The sequence below is a fragment of the Nocardia kruczakiae NBRC 101016 genome, assembly GCF_001612965.1.
In the GTDB taxonomy this organism is placed as follows: Bacteria; Actinomycetota; Actinomycetes; order Mycobacteriales; family Mycobacteriaceae; genus Nocardia; species Nocardia kruczakiae.
Window position 1 is genome coordinate 86,401 of the sequence record NZ_BDBL01000028.1, and the last position, 19,533, is coordinate 105,933.

Consider the following 19,533-nt stretch of genomic DNA (forward strand, 5'->3'; position numbering starts at 1 on the left):
TCACCGCACGCTGACCGTTCGGGAATGCCACCCCGTCGCGCCGTCCGGCATCGGTGGACGGCGCTGAGCGGGCTGGGTGGTTCCGGTGGTGTCGGTGGCGCGGACGCGGAGGGTGTGGGTGCCCGGGGTGGCCTGCCAGCGGTAGGTCCATTGACGCCAGGTGTCGGGGGAGTATTCGGTGGTCAGGTCGGCGGCGTGCCAGGGGCCGTCGTCGACCTGCACCTCCACGGACGCGATACCGCGATGCTGGGCCCAGGCGACCCCGGCGACGACGACCGGCCCGGCGGGCAGGGTTGCGAAGGCGGCGGGGACGTCGATGCGCGATGCGGTCTTGATCGGCGCCTGTTCGGCCCAGCCTCTCGTCGTCCAATACGCCTGTGCGCGTTCGAATCTGGTCACTTCGAGGTCGACGACCCATTTGGTGGCGGAGACGTAGCCGTAGAGGCCGGGAACCACGAGCCGCGCGGGATAGCCGTGTTCGAGGGGCAGCGGCGCGCCGTTCATGGCGACGGCGAGCAGGGCGTCGCGTCCGTCGGTCATCGCCTGGATCGGCGTCCCGGCGGTGAACCCGTCGGCGCTGCGGGACAACACCATATCGGCGTCGGGATGCACGCCCGCCTCGTGGAGCAGATCGGCCAGCCGGTATCCGGTCCACACCGCATTGCCCGCGAGAGTGCCGCCCACTTCGTTGGACACGCACGTCAGGGTGATCATGCGCGCGATCGCGGGGCGCCGGCGCAGTTCGTCCATCGTGAATTCGACCGCGCGGTCCACCATTCCGTGGATGCGCAAAGTCCAGTCGGCACTGCTGACCGCCGACACCTGCAGTGCGGTGTCGACCCGGTAGAAGTCGTCGCCCGGTGTGACGAATGCGGTAAGCCCCGGCACCGAGCGGGCCATGGCCGGGCTGACGGGGGCGACGTCCGAAACCGGTTTCGGCACAATGAATCTCGACCGGTCGGCAGCGACTTCCCGCAGCCGCTGCGCCACGAATCGCCCGGTCGCCGCGGCACCGCCCGCGATCGCACCGACCCCCGCCGCCATCGCCAGAAAACGCCGCCGCCCCAGTCGAATGCCATCGGAAGGATCGGCGTGTACCGGAACCCTCGCGCTGCGGGATGATTCCGCGGAGTCCAGGACCTCACGACGCTCCGGCGCCTCACGTCGGTGCTCGCCGTGGTTCGGTAGCCGCACGCTTTTCGGAGCCCTGTGTGGGAGCAGTAGCCGCAACGCGATCAGCCCCGCCACCACACCGGCCGCGGTCGGAATCGCGAACCACCACTGCGCATTCGGGCGATGCAATGCCGCAACGGTGATCGCGATACCCAGCACGGCGAAAACCACGCTGCCGATGCGGCGGCGACGTTCGAGCACACCGCACAGTGCGGCAAGCACCACCATCGCCGCGCCCATCGCGGCGAACAGCACGTCCTTGTCGTGACTGCCGAAGCGCCGGATCGCCTCCTCGCGCAGTTGCTGCGGCGTGTGATCGACGATCGTCGCCCCGGCGGCGAAGAACGGCGAGGAGCGCGGATCCAGGATCGCGCCCACGAGTTCGCCGATTCCCAGCACCGCTGCACCGGCCAGTATCCCGGCGAGCGCGGCGGCGGCGAATCCGAGTGTGCCGCGGTGCGGGGTCGGCCCGCGCGTACCCGTATCGATCATGATCTCCTCGATTCCCAGGTGGGATGAGGAATTCGTGACGCCGGACCGCGCGGACGGCACCGATCGTCAGCTCATCGGCATGGTGCCGATCGGGGTCGTCGTCGGAGCCGGGGAGCCACCCGCCGGTTCCACGGTGACGGCCAGCGCGTCGCCGCCGGAGTAGGTCGCGACCATCGGCGCGGACGAACTCGGCATCGAGTCCATCACCCCGGCCGAGCGCGGCGCGCCGGTGGGCGGTACCACCCACAGCTGGTACACATGGCCCTGCGGCGCGGGCGGCACGCTCTCGAAAGCCACTGTGGCCGCGCCCATTCCGGTGGACGCGTGCACCATCAGCACGCCGCCGGTGCGCAGCGGCGCGCTCGCGGTGTGCGCATCCGGCTGTCGCATGATCTGTTCCGCCATCGGCGGATTCGCGGTCTGTCCGGCGTGTTGCTGGGCGACGATCCCGCCACCGACTCCGGCCGCCACCACTACCGCGGCCGCCGCGGCGAGCCACCGTAGCCGAGTCCTCCTGGACGGCCGGGTGAGCGGGACCGCGGCGGAGGGATCGGCGGGCCGCGCCCGGTCGAGCGCGGCGAGTATGCGCGCCTCCAGTTCCGGTGCGGGCTCTTTCGCATCGAGCACCGACAACGCGCCCATCGTCTCGCGGACGGCGCGGACCACCACCGAGAAGGCGTGGTTCGTATCCGAGTCGGCGGCGGCGACGCGCTGTTCGATCTCGTCGCGCTCGGAATCACCGACCGCGTCCAGAGCGTAGGGATAGGCCAGGTCGAGCAGTTCGTGGTCGGATGTGTCAGGCATGGGAGGCAACCCCTGAGAGGCAGTTCTGGAGCCGCTTCAGCGCATCCCGGATACGGCTCTTGACGGTGGGGAGCGGTGCGTCGAGATGTTCGGCGACCTCTCGATAGGTGCGGCCGCTGTAATAGGCCAGGGCGACCGCTTCCCGCTGGGTCGCGGTGAGGGTGTCCAGGCAGTGCAGCACCGCCTGCTCCTCCAGGCGCTGGCCGACCGTCTCCGCGACGGTGTCGTGCTCACGTCCCAGATGGGCGTGGCCGAAGACGCGATCACGAACCGTCGCCGATTCCTCGGTGCGCACCCGGTCCACAGCGCGCCGATGCGTGAGCATCATCAACCAGCCGATGGGGCTGGCCAGTGCGGGGTCGTAGCGTTCGGCGGCGGTCCAGGCCTGCAGGTAGACCTCCTGCGTGACCTCCTCGGCGGCGCTGTGGTTGCGCAGGATGCGCAATGCCAGGCCGAACACCCGCGCGCTGGTCGCCCGGTAGAACCGCGTGAACGCGTCCCGGTTGCCGGTGGCGGCGGCGGCGAGCAGGGTGGCCAGCTCACGCTGCGCTTCCGCTCGCTCGCCGCCGCCCGGCGGGCACGACGGGGCCTCGCCGGTGTCGGCCAGGCGGATCGAGGTGAACTCCGGATCGCCGGTCATGAGCGCGTCCCTGCATGCATAGGAAGAGTTTCGACATGCCCGGCGTGCCGGATGGGTGCGATCGGCGGAAAAGTCTTCACAATCCCTCGACGTGCCTCGACGCCGGGAGGCGCTCAGGCCGGAGGCATCAGCACGGTGTCGATCATGTACACCGTCGCGTTCGCGGTTTTCACGCCACCGCAGACCACCGACGCGTCGCCGACCTTGATCATGTCGCCGGAGCGGGTCACATTCACCATGCCGCCCTCGACCGTCTTGTGCTCGCCGGCGATCGCGTCGGGTGCGATCTGTCCCGGCACCACGTGATAGGTCAGGATCTCGGTGAGGGTGGCGCTGTCGGTCTTCAGGCTGTCTACCGTGGCCGGCGGCAGTTTCGCGAACGCGTCGTCGGTGGGCGCGAAGACGGTGAACTGGCCGCCGTTCAGCGTGTCGACCAGGTTGACCTGCGGGTTCAGCTTGCCGGACACGGCCGCGGTGAGTGTGGTGAGCATCGGATTGTGCGAGGCGGCGGTCGCCACCGGATCCTGTGCCATCCCCTCGACCGATCCCGAGCCCGAGGGCACCTGCTCGGCATAGGCCTTGCAGCCGGGGCCGACCAGGCCGGCCATGGCATCGGCGGCCGAACCGCTCGGCGACATCATCATCATCGTCGACGACGATTCCGAACCGGAGTTGTCGTCGGAAGAACAGGCCGACACTCCCAGCAGGGCCGCGGCCGAAACGAGTGCCGCGGTGAGGACTGCGCGCTGCATACTTTTCATCGGTTCATCGCTTTCTTCCGGACGACCCCGCGGTCGCACAGCTCGTTGGTGACGGGACGGAATTCGCGCTGCCCGCCACCGCGGATGGGACGGATTTCGCACCGGCCCGCTGTGCGGCTGCGAGGCCGCGAACACGGGTTACTAGGCTGACCGCCGTGCTGCTTTCCGATCGCGACATTCGTGCCGAGCTGGCCGCCGGGCGGCTCGGGCTGGAACCGTTCGACGAGAAATTGGTTCAGCCGTCGAGCATCGATGTGCGGCTGGATCGAATGTTCCGGGTGTTCAACAACACTCGTTACACCCATATCGATCCCGCGCAACGCCAGGACGAACTGACCACCCTGGTCGAACCCGGCCAGGGTGAGCCGTTCGTCCTGCATCCGGGCGAATTCGTCCTCGGCTCGACGCTCGAGGTCTGCACCCTGCCCGACGATCTGGCCGGACGCCTGGAGGGTAAATCGAGCCTCGGGCGGCTCGGCCTGCTCACCCATTCCACGGCGGGATTCATCGACCCGGGTTTCAGCGGTCACATCACGCTGGAGTTGTCGAATGTGGCGAATCTGCCGATCACGCTGTGGCCGGGAATGAAGATCGGCCAGCTGTGCCTGTTCCGCCTGAGCAGCCCGTCGGAACACCCGTACGGCAGTGCGGCGGCCGGCTCGAAATATCAGGGCCAGCGGGGACCCACGCCCTCGCGCGCGTATATGAACTTTCCGCTGCCGCAGGATTCGATTCCGCAGCCCGCGGAGTCCTGAACGAGCGTGCATCCGGCGTCGGCGGAACCGTCAGCGGAATCTCGTCCTCGGCGGGCACGAGCCGCGTACCCGGGTTAGGTTCGCCGCATGCACCCGCTCTCGCGCGCGTTGGTGGTTGGGCTGGGGCCTGAACTTTTCGTGCAAACCTCGCCGGAAATCGGCGAAAACCGTCGGAATCGGTGAGGTTTGCACGATTGGTTCAGCCATGCCGAACCCGGATCGGCGGGCATGTCGCCGACCGGGCCGGGCGTCAGCTCGGCGGCAGCACGTGGGCGCCCGACTTGTCCGTCGACAGGGCCAATGAGCTGATGTATTGGATTTCGCCCTCCGGCCCGGGGACCGCGGAGGCGATCATGTCGGGCCGTTCGAAGTCCATTCCGGTGACGTGGCAGGTGAGGGTCTCGCCGGAGGGGTTGCCGTGTTCGTCGAACATGTCCAGCTCGATTCCGTCGTCGCCGCGGCGCAGGTAGTACTTGCCCCGGGTGAGGGCGGCGGTGAGCGGGGTCGCGACGAAGGCGATCACGACGGCGACGATCGGCGAATACGGTTTCAACCCGGCACCGAAGACGCCGAAGAAGGTCATGATCGACAGCACTGCCGACAATCCGAAGCCGACCAGGCCGACGGGATTGAAGTTGTAGAGCATGCCGCGCCGGAATTCGGGCTGTTTGGGCGAGAGCTTCAGCAGGTACTTGTTGACCGCGATATCGGTTGCGACGGTGACGATCCAGGCGATACCGCAGTTGGCGTAGAAGCCGAGGATGTCGTTGAGGAAATCGAACATATTGGCTTCCATCAGGATCAGCGCGATCGCCAGATTCACCCCGAGGAATACCAGCCGGCCCGGATAGGTCTTGGTGACGCGGGTGAACGAGTTGGTCCACGCCAGCGAGCCCGAATAGGCGTTGGTCACATTGATTTTGATCTGTGAGATGACCACCAGCACCACCGCGAGCGTCATCGCCAGCCAGGACGGAACCATATCCCGGTAGATCTCCAGGAACTGATGCACCGGCTGATTCGCGATGTCCTGTGCCCCGGGCAGATTCGCGATCAGATAGACGGCGAGGAACAGGCCGACGACCTGTTTGACGGCGCCGAAGATCACCCAGCCCGGCCCGGCCAGCAGCATCCAGCCCCACCACTTGCGTGCATTCTCCGGGGTTTTCGGCGGCATGAACCGCAGATAGTCGATCTGCTCGGCGATCTGGGCGATCAGTGACAGACACACCCCGGCGGCCAGCAGCGCACCGGAAAGGCTCACGCCCGCACCGTCCTTACCGCCGTAGGCGAAGAACGAGTCGATCGATTCGGGGTGGCGGATCAACAGGAACGCGAACGGCAACACCATCAGCAGCAGCCACAGCGGCGTCGTCCAGACCTGCAGTTTCGCCAGCGTATTCATGCCGTAGACGACCAGCGGGAAGATCAGCACCGTGGAGAGCAGATAACCCAGCCACAGCGGGATGTGCAGGCCCAGATTCAGGCCTTGCGCCATGATCGAGCCCTCGGTGGCGAAGAAGATGAAGGTGAACGAGGCGAACACCAGGTTGGTGACCACCGAACCGTAGTAACCGAATCCACTGCCGCGGGTGATCAGATCCAGATCGATGTTGTAGCGAGCGGCATAATAGGCCAGCGGAAATCCGGTGATCATGATGATGATCGCGAAGATGCCGATGCCCAGCAACGCATTTCCGGTGCCGTTCGCGATGCCGATGTTGGCGCCGATGGAGAAATCCGCGAGATAGGCGATGCCACCCAGCGCGGAGACGCCGACCACGGCCGGACTCCATTTGCGATAGCTGCGGGGCGCGAAACGCAGCGTGTAGTCCTCGAGGGTTTCCTTCGTCGCGGCGGCAGCGGTCGCCGGACGGGTTTGCACATCAACCACGATCTACTCCTCATCGTTCCCGCGCTCGGCGCGGCCTTTCGAGGGTGCAGGCCCGATGTGGTGTCCGGTTTGCCGCTCGGTTACCGCCGTGTAACGCCCCGCGACGTGCGGCTTTGCGCTCTCCCTTTACCGTGGTGCATGACCTTTGACTCGACAGCGAAGGCGAACGACCCCGGTGCGGGCGCGGCCATCCGGCCCTCCGCGACCGACCGGATCCGCTCCTGGACGGCGCTGGTGCTGGCCGCCGCGCCCACCGCGGCGATCCTCACGGTGGTGCTCTACGGGCTCGGTTTGGCGATGGGCTTCGGCACCCTCGGCATTCTCGCCATCGCGTGGTTGGTGGTGTGTGTTCTCGTCGCGGTGGTGTGCTTCCTGGGCGCCGAGCGGCGGTGGATGTCGGCGCGCTTCGGGGTGCGCGCGCCCACTTCCGGTGAGCGGCACGCGCTGACGACGGCGTGGGAGCGGGTGGCCCGCCGATCCGGCATCGCCTCCTCCTCGCATTCGCTGTGGATCCGGGAGAGCGAGCGTGAACTGCTGCTGCCCCGGCGGATGATCGCGGTCCCTTCGGCCGTACTCGGTGCGCCCCCGCGGGAACTCGAAGCGGTGCTCGCCCGGGAGCTCGGGTATCGGTCCGAGGGGCGGGTGTCGTTGTGCCAGTTCGTGTTCCGGTACTTCAATCTGCCGCTGGTGTGGCTGGAGCGGGTGTTGCTCTCGGGCCCCGCGGCGGTCGGAGCGTGGCTGACGCGGCGGATGACGCCACCGGCGGCCCGGATCTTCGGTATCGGCTGGAGTGCGGTCAGCCGGGTGCTGGTCGCCTGCCCCGCGATCGCGGCCACCACCGTGATCGTGGGGCTACCGGCCGCACTGCTGCTGCGTATCGCTCCGGAGGTCGCGGCCTGCGCTCTCGTTCCGGTCGTACGCCGCATCGACTATCGGGCCGACCGGGCGGCCGTCGACCTGGGTTACGGGACGGATCTCGGTGTGGCGCTGCAGGAACGGCGAGCGGAGTCCGGCGACGCGGCGGCGCTGTACGCACTCTCGGTCTCCGCGTACGCGCCGCGCACCGCGGTCGGCGAACGGGTTCGCCACATCCGCGACCGCATGGACGAGCGGGTGCGCATCGCCGGCTATTCCGGGCCGGTGCTTCCGGAAGGTGGTGCGGCACAAGGTTTTCCTGGAGCCGATCGGTGAGGTGGCGGATCGGCCGGTTCAGCAGTCCTCGAAGGCGGCTTTGAGGTATCCCGAGGACTGATACAGGTACTGGTAGGCCCACCGTGCCACCCCGATGTGTGGCCGCGCGTCGACGAGCAGGATCTCACCGCTCCAGCACTTTCCGAGCACATACCGGGCGCGGGAGATGTGCGGAGTGAAGGTCACCACGATCACGCGCCGCCAGTTCTCCCGTGCCGCGCGGGCGGCCAGTTCGCGTCCTTCGCCGCGCGTGGTGCGTGGCTCGGGATCGAAACAGCTCACGCGGAAGCTGTATCCGCCGTGACAGATTCGATTGATCAGCGGGGAGTGGTCGTAGGGATCGGAGAACACCACCTGCGGGGCGTAACCGTCGTGGGCCAGGCGCAGCGCCAGCTCCTCGCGGCCGTCGTGGGCGCCGCCGAGGACCAGGATGGCATCGGCCGGGCGCGGTGCGTCGGTGCGCGGGCGCACGTACACCGGCCACAGCGCCGCCACCGCGACGGCGAGCACGAGCACCACCCCCACCGCACCGCGCACCCACCACCGTTTTCGCACTCTGCGATGGTAGGTGGTCGGCGAATACGCTGATCGGCGGCGGTTTCTCTCTGTACACCCACTGTTGCCTGCGCCCTCGCCTCGTGGACGCGGACCGGCCATACCCGCCGCGTATCAATCGACTATGCGTCTGACGGTATTCGGGACCGGATATCTGGGAGCCACCCATGCCGCCTGCATGGCCGAGCTCGGTCACGAGGTGCTGGGGGTCGATATCGACCCCGGCAAGGTGGCCAAATTGTCCGACGGCGTCGTGCCGTTCTACGAACCCGGCCTGGAAGCGGTGCTGCGCCGCAACCTCGACGCCGGGCGACTGCGCTTCACCACCTCCTACGAGGAGGCGGCCGCGCACGCCGACGCCCACTTCCTCGGCGTCGGCACCCCGCAGAAGAAGGGGGAATACGGCGCGGACCTGAAATACGTCCACGCCGTGGCCGATTCGCTGGCGCCGCTGCTGGAGCGGCCGTCGGTGCTGATCGGCAAGTCGACGGTGCCCGTCGGCACGGCCGCGGAACTGGGCCGCCGGATGCGAGCCCGCGCCCGCACCGACGTCGAGGTCGCCTGGAATCCGGAATTCCTGCGGGAGGGGTTCGCGGTGCGCGACACGCTGCGGCCCGACCGGCTGGTCCTCGGGGTCGACGGCGAACGCGAGCGCGCCGACTGGGTGCGCGCGCAGGTGCGCGAGATCTACGCCGACCTGATCGCGGCGCAGGTGCCGTTCCTGCTCACCGATCTGGCCACCGCGGAGCTGGTGAAGGTATCGGCCAACGCGTTCCTGGCCACCAAGATCTCGTTCATCAACGCCGTCTCCGAGGTCTGCGAGGCCACGGGGGCCGATGTCACGATGCTGGCCGACGCGCTGGGCCACGACGCCCGCATCGGCCGGCGATTCCTCAACGCCGGGCTGGGGTTCGGCGGTGGCTGTCTGCCCAAGGACATTCGCGCGTTCATGGCCCGCGCGGGGGAGCTCGGCGCCGATCACGCGGTCGCGTTCCTGCGTGAGGTCGACAACATCAATATGCGCCGGCGTACCAAGGTGGTCGATATGGCGGCCAAGGCGTGCGGCGGTTCGCTGCTGGGCGCCAACGTGGCGGTGCTGGGCGCGGCCTTCAAACCGGAATCCGACGATGTGCGCGATTCGCCCGCGCTGAACGTGGCCGGAATGATCCAGCTGCACGGCGCGGTGGTCACGGTCTACGACCCGAAAGCGCTGGAGAACTCCCGCCGCGTCTTTCCGACGCTGAACTACGCGACCTCGGTGGCGGAGGCGTGTGATCGGGCGGATGTGGTGCTGGTTCTCACGGAATGGGACGAGTTCACCGCACTCTCGCCGCGCGACCTCGAGCCGGTGGTGCGCGGGCGTTCCATCATCGACGGGCGCAACTGTCTCGAGCGCGCCGCGTGGACCGCCGCGGGATGGGTGTACGCGGGACTCGGCACGTCGTAGTGTGGCGGGAGCCAGGTAGAGTGGCGGCGCCCTGCGGCATGCGCATCGGGCTCGTTCACGGCGGCCTGGGGACGCTCGCACGGCCCAGCGCGGGCCGGCGGGGGCGGTGGCCGGGGCGTACCGGTCGTGAAGCGTGAAACGAGATGGGCGGCAGATGAGTTCGGTACTGGGAGTTTCGGTGGGGGCCGGCGCCATTCGCGTCGCGATCCCACATCCCGGTAACTCCGCCGAACGATTCGTCGCCACCGCCTTCGATGTGCAGGCCATGCCGGTCGGCGAACAGCACTCCATGGACGATGTGGCCGCCGAAACCGTCGGCGCCGTCTTCGGTTCCGCGCCCGAGATCGCCGCGACCGCGCTGGCCTATCGCAACGAACAGCATGCGCGCACGCTGCGGGGCGCCCTCGCGCGCCGCCAGCTCACCAACTACGAACTCGTGCCCGAGGTCGCGGCGGCGCGGGAATTCCTGCGCGCCACCGGTGAACTGCAGGGGTATCGCACGGTCGCGCTCTACGACCTCGGCAGTTCCGGCCTCTCGGTCAGTGTGATCGACGTCGAGTCCGGACAGGTGAGCCACAGCGAGCGCACCAGCGATATCAGCGGCGACTACCTGGATTCGCTGATCCGCGAACAGCAGATCGCTTCCGGCCGGATCGAACATCCCCCCACCGCACAGGGTTTGGCGGCCCTGGACGGCGTATGCCGGCAGGCCAAGGAGCAGCTGTCGAGTACCACGGCGGTCGCGGTGCCGTCCGAACACGGCCTGGTGTTGTTGTCGCAGGAGAACTTCGAAGCGTTGATCATGCTCGCCGTCGAATCCTCGGCTCGCATGACCCGCGATGTGATGATGCGCTCCGAACAGGCCGTGCAGGCGGTCTTCGTGATCGGCGGTTGCGCCCGGATTCCTCTGATCGCGCGCATTCTGGAGCGGTGGATGGGGATGCCGGTGCTGGTGCCCGCCGATCCGGAGACGGTGATCGTGCGCGGCGCGGCGCTGCTAGCCCGCCCCGCCCAGGTGGCCGTACCCGCGCCGGTTCCACAGGCACCCGGACCCGGATCCGCCGACGACACCGTGCAATTGGCGCCGGTGTGGTTGTCCGAGGACGCGCTGCGACGCGCGCGCAAGCGGAACAAGGCGCGTGTCACGAGCACACTCGGCAGCAAAGTGGGTGCCGTCGGTGCCGGTCGTCGCCGGGAGTTGAGCGTGGCCGGGGTGGCGGTCGGTGCGCTGGTCGTCGTCGCCGCGCTCGGGATCGGGCTGGGCTGGGGCCAATCGGTGCTGCGTGGCGATTCCCAGAGCAACACCTCCGCCTCCACGTCGGTGCCCGTCGCGCCGCCGCGCGCCTCCGCGGACCCCTCGGTCGCGCCGACCACCGATGCCACCAATGCCTCGGTGGCCGCGCCCACTCCGAACTGGCAGGCGCCGACCACCACGACCGCACCTCCGCCGCCGGGGCCGCCGACCATCGTCGTCCCGGGCCTGCCGCCGATCGTGGTGCCGACCATTCCGCCGCTGCTGCCGCCGTTCCCGCCGCGGCAATAGATGTTTCGCCGCCGCCCCGGTAGGCGGTTCGGCGCATCGGATTAGCCTGTTTTCACCTATCGGCAGGCCCGAGGAGTGTGCGAGATGTCCCCTGTTCAGGTCGCGGTCTGCGGGCCGCGCGACTGCACGGATACCGAGGCCGATACCGCGCGGGAGGTCGGGCGGCTGCTGGCCCGGGCCGGCGCGATCGTGTTGTGCGGCGGCGGAACCGGGGTGATGGCGGCGGTCGCCGAGGGGGCATCGGCCGCGGGCGGCCTGGTGATCGGAGTCCGGCCGGACACCGACCGAGCGGGTGTGTGTGACGGCCTGTCCGCCGTCGTATACACGGGTATGGGTGAGGCGCGGAATGCGATTCTGGTCCGGTCGGCGGATGCGGTGATCGTGGTGGGCGGTTCCTGGGGAACACTGTCGGAGCTGGCGCTCGCCAATCGACGTGGGGACGTGCCGGTGGTGTCGATCGGTGGCTGGCAGATCCTCGATGGCGAGGGCCGAACGATCGGGGGAAGTCACCGGGCGGCGAATGCGACCGAGGCGGTCGCATTCGCCGTGGCCGGTGCTCGACCCGGCGGCTGACGCTCGCCTCAGGGCGCGATTCCGGTGAGGGAGAAGAACTCCTGACGGGAGCGGGCGTCTTCGCGCAGTGTGCCCAGCAGGGTCGAGGTGACCGTGGTCGTGCCCGCGGCCTGGACTCCGCGCAGGGTCATGCAGGTGTGTTCGGCCTCGATGACCACGCCGACGCCCTTGGGCTCGAGGTGTTCGGTGAGCCAGTCGGCGATCTGCTTGGTCAGGCGCTCCTGGACCTGCGGTCGGCGGGAGAAATGTTCGACGATGCGGGCCAGTTTCGACAGTCCGAGAATGCGGTCGCCGGGCAGATATCCGACGTGGGCCACACCCACGAACGGCAGCAGATGATGTTCGCAGACCGAGCGCAACGGGATGCGGCGGGCCAGCACGAGTTCGTCGTAACCCTCCTCGTTGGGGAAGGTGGTCAGGTCGAACGAGCGCGGGGTGAACAGTTCGGCGTAGGCGCGCGCCATTCGGCCCGGCGTGGCCTGCAGATGTTCGCTGTCGAGGTTGACGCCCAGCGCGGTGAGGAAGGTGCGAGCGGCATCCTCGGCGACCGCGAGGTCGATGGCGCCGGTGTCGTGGACGACGTGTAACGCGGGGACGGACACGCTAGCTCCCACCGACCCCGAGAGCGGTGAGCAGCACGAGCACGAGTGTCGCGACGGCCAGGACGCCGTGACCACCCACGATCATTACGGGGAAATGCCGCTCGGCGGGCTCTGCGGCCTCGTGTGCCCCGCCCAGGTTTGCCGCCGCGCGGTCGGGGGCGGCCTGGTTCGCGGTACGGGCGCGGAATACCGGCAGCCAGCGGAAGAACATGACGAATCCGAGCAGCGCGACGGGCACGAGCAGGGCGAATCCGACCCACGCCAGGGCGTCGTCGTCGATCACGAGGTAGATGATCCACACGACGAGACCGGCGGCGGCGAGCAGGAAGTGCCCGAAGACCACCGGCGGCGGCAGATGGCTCGAACCGGGTTGTCGTGCACCGCCTTTGGCGATCCAGGTGGCCAGCAGGAAGAACCCTCCGCCGGCGGTGAGCAGCCAGAGGATCAGAGCTGCGATGCCCATGATGACTCCCGAAGGTGAGAAGGAAAGGTCAGCGGCGGTAGCCGGTGGCCTGGGTGGTTTCGCCGGCGACTCGCACGCCGTAGCGGTAGGCGAGTTTGCCGCCGAGATATCCGGATATGCCCAGCACGAGGAGGGATGCGATCGACAAGATCAGGGGCCCGACGGGTGTCGCGCGATCGGTGCCGGCCGCGGTCCGCCACCAGAAGTTCAGCGCATAGGCGACGGTGATGACCAGATTCAGGCTCATATGCGTCAGTCCGGTGCGGAACGCGGGCGTGCCGGACGGGATGGCGAACAGGTCCAGGAAGCCGACCGTGGCCGCAGCCAACGCTCCCAGGACACCGATCGCCACCAGCCATTCGGCCCCACGGGCGAGGAACTGCGGGTCGTCGACGATGTGGGAGCCGATGTCGAAGACGAGGCTCGCGACCCACGCCCCGATCGGCACCGTCACCAGGATCGGGTGGAACGGATGCCCGTACGGCCCGGCCAGTGCGGCGCTGACGGGTTGTTTGGCCTGCTCCAAATCTCCGGTCACGACATCATCCGCCATGACTCCACCCTCCCTCGGTCGAGGTTCAGTTTCGCCAATAAGTATTGGCGAAACTGTATCTGCGGTCAATACAACGCCCGTGAATAGGTGTGATCGATCTTTCGACCCATGTGATTAGGCGTTATCGTGGTCGGATGACCAGCGATTCGGCGATCGGTGTGGTCGCGGTGCTAGACGACGAACTGCGGCGCGGCATGTACAGATTCATCCGCGCCGCCCGGCGGCCGGTGACTCGTGACGAGGCGGCCGAACAGGTCGGTATCTCGCGGAAACTGGCCGCCTTCCATCTGGACAAACTCGTCGCCGCCGGACTCCTCCAGGCGCACTACGAACAGACCAGCGGCCTACGCCGCGTCGGCCGCGCCCCCAAGGTGTACGAGCCCACCGACGCCGAGGTGCGCGTGAACATCCCCGAACGCCGCCACGAAGTGCTGGCCGAGATCCTGATGGATGCGGTGCTGGCCGAGAGCACCGGCGAAACGGCTCGCGACGCCGCCGAACGAGTCGCGGCCGAACGCGGAAAAACCCTGGGCCACAACGCCCGCGAGCGTCTACGTCCCGGCCGCCTCGGCGTCGAGCGCGCCCTCGCGGTGGTGCAGGCGATCCTGTCCGACCAGGGCTTCGAACCCAGCCGCGACCCGCTCAACTGCCTCCGCCTGCGCAACTGCCCGTTCCACCCCCTCGCCACCCAAGCCCCCGGCCTGGTCTGCGGCCTCAACCACGCCTATCTACGCGGAGTGCTGTCCGGCCTGAAAGCCGAGACACTCGAAGCGGTGCTGGCGCCGACCGCCGGCGAATGCTGCGTGGAACTCCGCCCCGCACAGTAGGGGTTGGGCAGCAGCGGGCTCAGGCGAAGATTTCGTCCAGTGTGGTCGCGGTGAGGATGCGAGCTGACCAGGTGCGGACTTGCTCGGGAGTGCCAGCGTGGACGGTGTCGATGATGTGGGTGGGCAGTGGGCCGAATTTGACTGTGAGCTGTTCGATCAGTGCTTCGGCACGTCCGCGTGCTTCTCCTTCGGCACGTCCACGTGCTTCCCCACGCGCTTCTCCACGTGCTTCGCCTTCGGCGCGGAGCCGTTCGGCAGTGGTCACGATTGCCTCCTTGGCTGGCGGTCCGAGCTGATCGACCAACGGGAGCAGATCAACTTCCGAGATGTCGCTGACGGTCATCATGTAAGCGATGACGGCCTGGAACTGTGACTTCCCCTCGGGGCCGAACAGCAGTGCACGCAGGTCGTCGATCAGTGAAATTATATCGGTGCCGAGGTCGATGTTGTTCGGTGCCATTTTGTGCAGGGCCAGCATCACTCGGGTGGCCGGTGTGAGATCCCGTCGGAGCAGGGCGGGCAGGTCCAGTGCCGCCACGTCGTCGAGCAGGAACCGAAGCCGGGGCAGATGAGGCTGCAATGCTTCTCGGGCGGATGGGTCGAGGTCGATCAGATCGGCCACCTCGGTGGGGGCCTTCCATGGGCGGCCGGTGTGATTGCTGTGCACGACCAGCGGGATCACCGCCGGCAGGGTGCGCGCCTCGGGATGCTGGCTACGGTGCTGATTCCAAATGCCGACAAGGTATTCCAAGATGCGCAGGGCCATGAAATGGTCGCTGCGGCTTTGATGTTCGATCAGCAAGTAGATGTAGGCGGTATGGCCGTCGAGGCGAGTGCGGTAGAGCAGGTCGCTGTAGCGGGAGCGCAGATCGGCGGAGACGAAGCTGCCGGACTGCAAACGTAATGTGTCCCAGTCGATCCGGTCGGTGACGGCCGCCGGGAGCGCCGCGCGGAGTTCGCAGGCGGCGTCGGCTGGGCGACTCAGTACGCGCCGGAAGTAGGCGTCGTGCGGATTCGACGGGTTGGCGGGCATGGACGCGAAGCTACCTCGAGGCTACGACAACCGTGAGTGCTTCAGATGTAGACCGTGCGCCCAGTTGGTGCACCGCGCGGAGCGACGAAAGCCGCTGCAACCGAACCGGATTCAGCCGTGCTGCGGTCGGCGATGCCCCGCGTGACGGCGCCCGTTTCGTTGTTCCTGTTGCGAGCTGAAAAGAGATCAGCGACCCTGCCGAAACAGGAGCGCTGAACCCGCCGTCGATGCCTTACGTCTGGTTGAGCGTGTTGCGTTGCCGTGGACGGTGTCGATGCTGTACCCATACCGGTGGGCAGCGGCAGGAACGCTCCTCTGGCCGAGAGCGTTCCCCGAACTAATCGTGCAAACCTCGTCGCTTTCTGCGGTTTTCGCGCATTTTCGTGGAGGTTTGCACGAATAGTTCAGGTCCGTCGTGCGTGACGAGTCCGGGCGGAATGGGTGATGGCGGAGCGCGACAATCGAGAGTTGTTCTCGCACTGGGCGATCGTCACCACCGCCGGCTCTGCTCTCAGGCAGCCAGATTCGCCAGCTGCGGAAGTCGCGACACCAGCGCGTCGAGCTCCTCGCGCCAGCGGCGATGCACGTTGAGGCGCTCGGGCGCTCCGGTGTGCGGCATGCGGTAGTACACCTTCGACCAGAGCGGGTTGATCTTCATCTCCGTGAACATGGCCGTGCTGAAATGCTCGGCGCAGACCAGGCTCGCGGGCCGGCCCGTCCACTTGTTCGCCTCGACGATGACGACCGATGTGTTGGTCAGCACCACGAAGTAGTACTTGCGCACGAACAGCATCGCGAACCGCACATAGGGCAGATCGTCCACCCACGGGCTCGGGCCGGTGATCGCCTGGAAGGCCAGCTGCATCTGCTCCCCCGGAGGAGCGAATTCGGCCAGCTTCTCGGCCAGCTGTTTCTGAATCGTCGATTTACGGAATGCCATGCGGCCCACCCCCGTTGAAGAACTCCACCGGCACCGTGCCGGTGGAACGCAACGACCTTAGCGGCATTCCCGCGCGCCTGCCACCCCGGATTTCGACCCGGCGCGACGTGCCGACCCGGCGACTACCCGATGCACGCCGTGGCGCGGTCCAATGCATCCAGGGCGGTGAGTTCACCCGTCAGTTTGGCGCGAATCGCGGTGATCGCGTCCCGGCCGATCGGCAGTCGCAGCGGAGGCGTGGGCGATTCGACCGCCGCGATGATCTGCCGCGCGGCGTCGGCCGGATCGCCGTACACGCTGGGATCCAGGGTGGACAAACGGTCGTAGGCCGCCCGGACGCTGTCGCCGTAGTCGGGATGTGCGGCGGGTGTAATCCCCAGCGACGCAACGAAACCGGTGCCGAACATGCCGGGCTCGACGATGGTCACACCGATGCCGAGATGGGCGACCTCACGCAGAAGTCCTTCGTTCATCCCTTCGACCGCGAATTTCGTTGCGGCATAAAGGCCCAGCCCCGGCGACGGCGCGGCGACACCGGCCACCGACGAGATCTGCACGAGGTGGCCGCTGCGCTGCTCGCGCAATACCGGCAGCACGGCGCGCACGACGTTGAGCGATCCGAAGACATTGGTCTCGAATACGGCGCGCACTTCACTGTCCGGAATCTCCTCCAGCGCACCGAAAACCCCGTAGCCGGCGTTGTTCACCACGACATCGATCCGTCCGAACGCCTGCTTCGCCTGCGCGATCGCGTGCCGGCACTGCTCGTCGTCGGTGACGTCCAGCGGGGCGACCAGGATTCGTTCGGGATACTCGGCCGCCAGCTCTCGCAGGGCCCGCGCGCGCTCGGGATCACGGGCCGTCGCGGCGACCCGGCCGCCGGCGGACGCGACCGCGTGAGTCAGTGCGAATCCGAATCCGGAGGCGGCTCCCGTGATCAGCCACACCTCGTCCGTCGTCATCGTATGCCCCTCATCTGCGGTTAATTAGGATACTGCTCGTATCGTATCCAAAACGCTAGACTTGCGCCATGGTCGAGATGACACAGTCGCGTGGTCCTGGGCGGCCGCGCAGTGAGCGTTCGAGGCGCGCGGTGCTCGCGGCGGCCCGCGACCTGCTGACCGACCGCGGACTGCCGGGGCTGAGTGTGGACGAGATCGCCACTCACGCGGGAGTCAGCAAGAACACCATCTACCGCTGGTGGCCCACCAAGGCGGCCGTTCTGATGGATGCGTTCACCGACGCCTTCGCGGACCGGATGAGCGTCCCCGCCGAAGGCGATGCCCTGACCCGTCTGCGCACGACGGTCCGCCGGGTGGCGACGCTGATGAGCGATCCCGACGCCCGGCGTCCCTTCGTGGCCCTGGTCGCCGCGGCGCAACACGACCCGGAATTGGCTGCGGCGCTGCGGGATCGGTTCATCGCGGGGCGGCGGGCCGAGGTGGGTGAACTCCTCGCCGAGGCCCGATCCGCCGGTGGCTTTCCCACCGGCTTCGACCCGGACACTGCCATCGATCTGATCTACGGCGCCCTCTACTACCGGTTGCTGATCAGCGGGGAGACCATCGATTCCGGCTACGCGGACCGAATTCTCACGGCGATGGGCCTGCTTCCCGACTGAACGACTGTGGGCGATGATGTTCGCGTCCGATTAGCGCCAGCACCCGCCGGGAGCGGTTCCTAGCGTCGTGGTCATGAACAACAACCTGCTGACCGATACCCGTGACCCGGTACTGCGCACCTCCGTCGTCGGACTCATGGCGGTGGGGGCGGGACTCGGCACCGCCACCATGTACGTGCTGCAGCCGGGGATCGCGGCGGTGGCGGGCTCGCTGCACGCGTCGGTCGCGGAAATGGGGATCGCACTGGGGTGCGGGCCGGTCGGCTATCTGCTCGGGCTGGCACTCCTGGTTCCGCTGGTGGACCGATACCCACCTCGGACGGTGGTTTCGCTGCAGTTCGCCGCGCTCGCCGCGGCATCGGCGATCGGCGCCGCGGTCGGGGCGGTGTGGCTGCTCGGCCCGGTGATCGGGCTGATCGGTGCGGCGTCCTCGGTGGGCGCCCAGATGAGCTCCGTCGCAGGGCGTTTCGCGCAACAGAGCCGGCGCGCGACGGTGCTGGGGACGGTGACGGCCGGGATCTCGGCCGGAATACTCGCCGGACGCATCGTCGGCGGCTGGCTCACCGACCTCATCGGCTGGCGGGGCATGCTGCTCGTTTTCGCGGCGGCCTGTGTGGCACTCGCGGTGTCCACCCGCTTTGTGCTGCCTGCCGCGAGGGCCACGGTCGCTTCCGGCTACCTGACGATGCTGCGCGGGCTGCCGGGACTGTTCACCCGATATCCGTTGCTGCGGTCGGCGGCCGGACGCGGCGCGTTGTGGTTCTTCGCCTTCTGTACGGTGTGGGCCGGGCTCGCGGCGGCCCTGTCGCAGCCGCCGTTCTCCTATTCGTCGGAGCGAATCGGCTTGTACGCGTTCGCCGGACTGGCCGGTGTCGCCGCGACCCGCATCGCGGGGGCGTGGACGGATCGGGTCGGGGCGCGTCGCGTCATCCTCGTGGGACTCGTCGTCGCCGGTGCCGCCGCCGTGACACTCGCTGTGGCGCTGTCGAATACGGTGCTCGCCCTCGTCTGCCTCGGTCTGTTCGACGCGGGCCTGTTCGCGGCGCAGGTCGCCAATCAGAGCACGGTGCTGGCCATCGACCCGGGCTCACCCGCCCGGTTCAACAGCGCCTACATGGTCGTGTACTTCGTCGGGGGCAGCGCCGGCACCGCCTTCGGTGCGGCCGCGGTGAGCTGGTTCGGCTGGGTTACCACCGCGGTGATCGCGGCCCTCGCGATCGTGATGGCGGCAGTGGTGACCGCCGGCAGATCACTCGATCACTCCTCGTAACCTGTTGTGGGCCAAGAGGTTCGGTTTCTGGGCGGAGGGTCGCTCCGGGGTTGGCGGTCCGCGTCCGGTCGCGGCGTACGGGTGGGCCACTTCGGCCGGGGGTCGTCGTGGGGGCGTCCGGACGGGACGCGCCGGTGGCCGCCGGTCGGCTCTCCGGTTCCGCTGTCGATGCGCCGGTGGCCGCCGGTGTCGGTCCGGCGGTCGTCGATGCGCCGGTGACTGCCCGTATCGGTCCGGCGGTCGTCGATGCGCCGGTGGCCGCCGGTGTCGGCGCGGCGGTCGTCGACGCGGCGTTGGCCCCCGGTCGCATCGGGGGACGGGGCGGTGCGTCGACGGGTGGGCGGCTCGCCCGGACGTCCTTCGACGCGGCGATGACTACCCGTATCGGGTCCGCCG

General features: G+C 68.1%; 20 protein-coding genes. 8 read left to right on the top strand and 12 right to left on the bottom strand.

Annotated elements, in window-relative coordinates; genetic code table 11:
• The 4 genes from NK1_RS20700 to NK1_RS20715 form a co-directional block, all read right to left on the bottom strand.
• Nucleotides 1-1,665, bottom strand: a complete 1,665-nt coding sequence (locus NK1_RS20700) for a molybdopterin-dependent oxidoreductase (protein WP_084461295.1) — start codon at nt 1,663-1,665, stop codon at nt 1-3.
• A 66-nt stretch (nt 1,666-1,731) separates the two neighbouring features.
• Entirely contained in the window at nt 1,732-2,469 is a 738-nt protein-coding gene (locus tag NK1_RS20705) for an anti-sigma factor (RefSeq protein ID WP_063010988.1), read from the bottom strand.
• A complete protein-coding gene (sigK, locus tag NK1_RS20710; protein WP_063010990.1) occupies nt 2,462-3,109 on the bottom strand; it encodes an ECF RNA polymerase sigma factor SigK in 648 nt (215 codons plus the stop codon). The genes NK1_RS20705 and sigK overlap by 8 nt, the downstream gene beginning before the upstream one ends.
• Before the next feature lie 113 nt (nt 3,110-3,222).
• Nucleotides 3,223-3,870 carry a fasciclin domain-containing protein gene (locus tag NK1_RS20715; RefSeq protein ID WP_063010992.1) on the bottom strand — a complete coding sequence of 216 codons (648 nt, stop codon included), beginning with the start codon at nt 3,868-3,870 and terminating at the stop codon, nt 3,223-3,225.
• Between the two features lie 155 nt (nt 3,871-4,025).
• Between NK1_RS20715 and dcd the strand changes: the two genes are divergently transcribed.
• Nucleotides 4,026-4,625: a dCTP deaminase gene (gene dcd / locus NK1_RS20720; protein ID WP_039783301.1), complete on the top strand. Its 600-nt coding sequence runs from the start codon at nt 4,026-4,028 to the stop codon at nt 4,623-4,625.
• A gap of 250 nt (nt 4,626-4,875) precedes the next feature.
• Here the strand turns inward: dcd and NK1_RS20725 are convergent, their stop codons facing one another.
• On the bottom strand, nt 4,876-6,519 hold the full coding sequence (locus tag NK1_RS20725) for a purine-cytosine permease family protein (protein WP_245660705.1): 1,644 nt from the start codon (nt 6,517-6,519) through the stop codon (nt 4,876-4,878).
• A 138-nt stretch (nt 6,520-6,657) separates the two neighbouring features.
• On the opposite strand from NK1_RS20725, the gene NK1_RS20730 reads away from it, so the two are divergent.
• Nucleotides 6,658-7,710, top strand: coding sequence for a M48 family metalloprotease (locus NK1_RS20730; protein ID WP_063010996.1), 1,053 nt, complete (start codon nt 6,658-6,660; stop codon nt 7,708-7,710).
• An 18-nt stretch (nt 7,711-7,728) separates the two neighbouring features.
• Here the strand turns inward: NK1_RS20730 and NK1_RS20735 are convergent, their stop codons facing one another.
• On the bottom strand, nt 7,729-8,265 hold the full coding sequence (locus tag NK1_RS20735) for a YdcF family protein (RefSeq protein WP_063010998.1): 537 nt from the start codon (nt 8,263-8,265) through the stop codon (nt 7,729-7,731).
• Nucleotides 8,266-8,389: 124 nt separating this feature from the next.
• Between NK1_RS20735 and NK1_RS20740 the strand changes: the two genes are divergently transcribed.
• The 3 genes from NK1_RS20740 (at nt 8,390) to NK1_RS20750 (ending at nt 11,828) form a co-directional block, all read left to right on the top strand.
• The gene (locus NK1_RS20740; RefSeq protein ID WP_063011000.1) at nt 8,390-9,712 is read left to right on the top strand and encodes a UDP-glucose dehydrogenase family protein; all 1,323 of its coding nucleotides are present in this window, start codon (nt 8,390-8,392) and stop codon (nt 9,710-9,712) included.
• A gap of 154 nt (nt 9,713-9,866) precedes the next feature.
• Nucleotides 9,867-11,255 (top strand): DUF7159 family protein, encoded by a 1,389-nt coding sequence (locus NK1_RS36065; RefSeq protein WP_063906061.1) that lies wholly within the window; start codon nt 9,867-9,869, stop codon nt 11,253-11,255.
• Between the two features lie 84 nt (nt 11,256-11,339).
• Nucleotides 11,340-11,828, top strand: coding sequence for an SLOG cluster 4 domain-containing protein (locus tag NK1_RS20750; RefSeq protein ID WP_063011002.1), 489 nt, complete (start codon nt 11,340-11,342; stop codon nt 11,826-11,828).
• A gap of 8 nt (nt 11,829-11,836) precedes the next feature.
• On the opposite strand, the gene folE is transcribed toward NK1_RS20750, so the two are convergent.
• From folE to NK1_RS20765, 3 genes are read right to left on the bottom strand one after another with little or no spacing between them, the layout of a single operon-like run.
• Entirely contained in the window at nt 11,837-12,430 is a 594-nt protein-coding gene (gene folE, locus NK1_RS20755) for a GTP cyclohydrolase I FolE (RefSeq protein ID WP_063011004.1), read from the bottom strand.
• Nucleotide 12,431: 1 nt separating this feature from the next.
• Nucleotides 12,432-12,893: a hypothetical protein gene (locus NK1_RS20760; protein ID WP_063011006.1), complete on the bottom strand. Its 462-nt coding sequence runs from the start codon at nt 12,891-12,893 to the stop codon at nt 12,432-12,434.
• A gap of 28 nt (nt 12,894-12,921) precedes the next feature.
• Nucleotides 12,922-13,446, bottom strand: coding sequence for a DUF2231 domain-containing protein (locus NK1_RS20765; protein WP_063011008.1), 525 nt, complete (start codon nt 13,444-13,446; stop codon nt 12,922-12,924).
• 134 nt (nt 13,447-13,580) lie between these two features.
• Here NK1_RS20765 and NK1_RS20770 point away from each other — a divergent pair, with 134 nt between their 5' ends.
• On the top strand, nt 13,581-14,273 hold the full coding sequence (locus NK1_RS20770) for a helix-turn-helix transcriptional regulator (protein ID WP_063011010.1): 693 nt from the start codon (nt 13,581-13,583) through the stop codon (nt 14,271-14,273).
• A 19-nt stretch (nt 14,274-14,292) separates the two neighbouring features.
• On the opposite strand, the gene NK1_RS20775 is transcribed toward NK1_RS20770, so the two are convergent.
• From NK1_RS20775 to NK1_RS20785, 3 genes are all read right to left on the bottom strand, one after another.
• Nucleotides 14,293-15,306 (bottom strand): Rpn family recombination-promoting nuclease/putative transposase, encoded by a 1,014-nt coding sequence (locus NK1_RS20775; protein WP_063011012.1) that lies wholly within the window; start codon nt 15,304-15,306, stop codon nt 14,293-14,295.
• Nucleotides 15,307-15,817: 511 nt separating this feature from the next.
• Entirely contained in the window at nt 15,818-16,246 is a 429-nt protein-coding gene (locus NK1_RS20780) for a hypothetical protein (protein WP_063011014.1), read from the bottom strand.
• Between the two features lie 122 nt (nt 16,247-16,368).
• On the bottom strand, nt 16,369-17,208 hold the full coding sequence (locus NK1_RS20785; RefSeq protein ID WP_063011016.1) for an SDR family NAD(P)-dependent oxidoreductase: 840 nt from the start codon (nt 17,206-17,208) through the stop codon (nt 16,369-16,371).
• A 68-nt stretch (nt 17,209-17,276) separates the two neighbouring features.
• On the opposite strand from NK1_RS20785, the gene NK1_RS20790 reads away from it, so the two are divergent.
• Nucleotides 17,277-17,867, top strand: coding sequence for a TetR/AcrR family transcriptional regulator (locus tag NK1_RS20790; RefSeq protein WP_063906062.1), 591 nt, complete (start codon nt 17,277-17,279; stop codon nt 17,865-17,867).
• Nucleotides 17,868-17,940: 73 nt separating this feature from the next.
• Complete coding sequence (locus NK1_RS20795) at nt 17,941-19,137, top strand: MFS transporter (RefSeq protein ID WP_063011020.1); 1,197 nt, start codon at nt 17,941-17,943, stop codon at nt 19,135-19,137.
• The last annotated feature ends 396 nt before the right edge of the window (nt 19,138-19,533 follow it).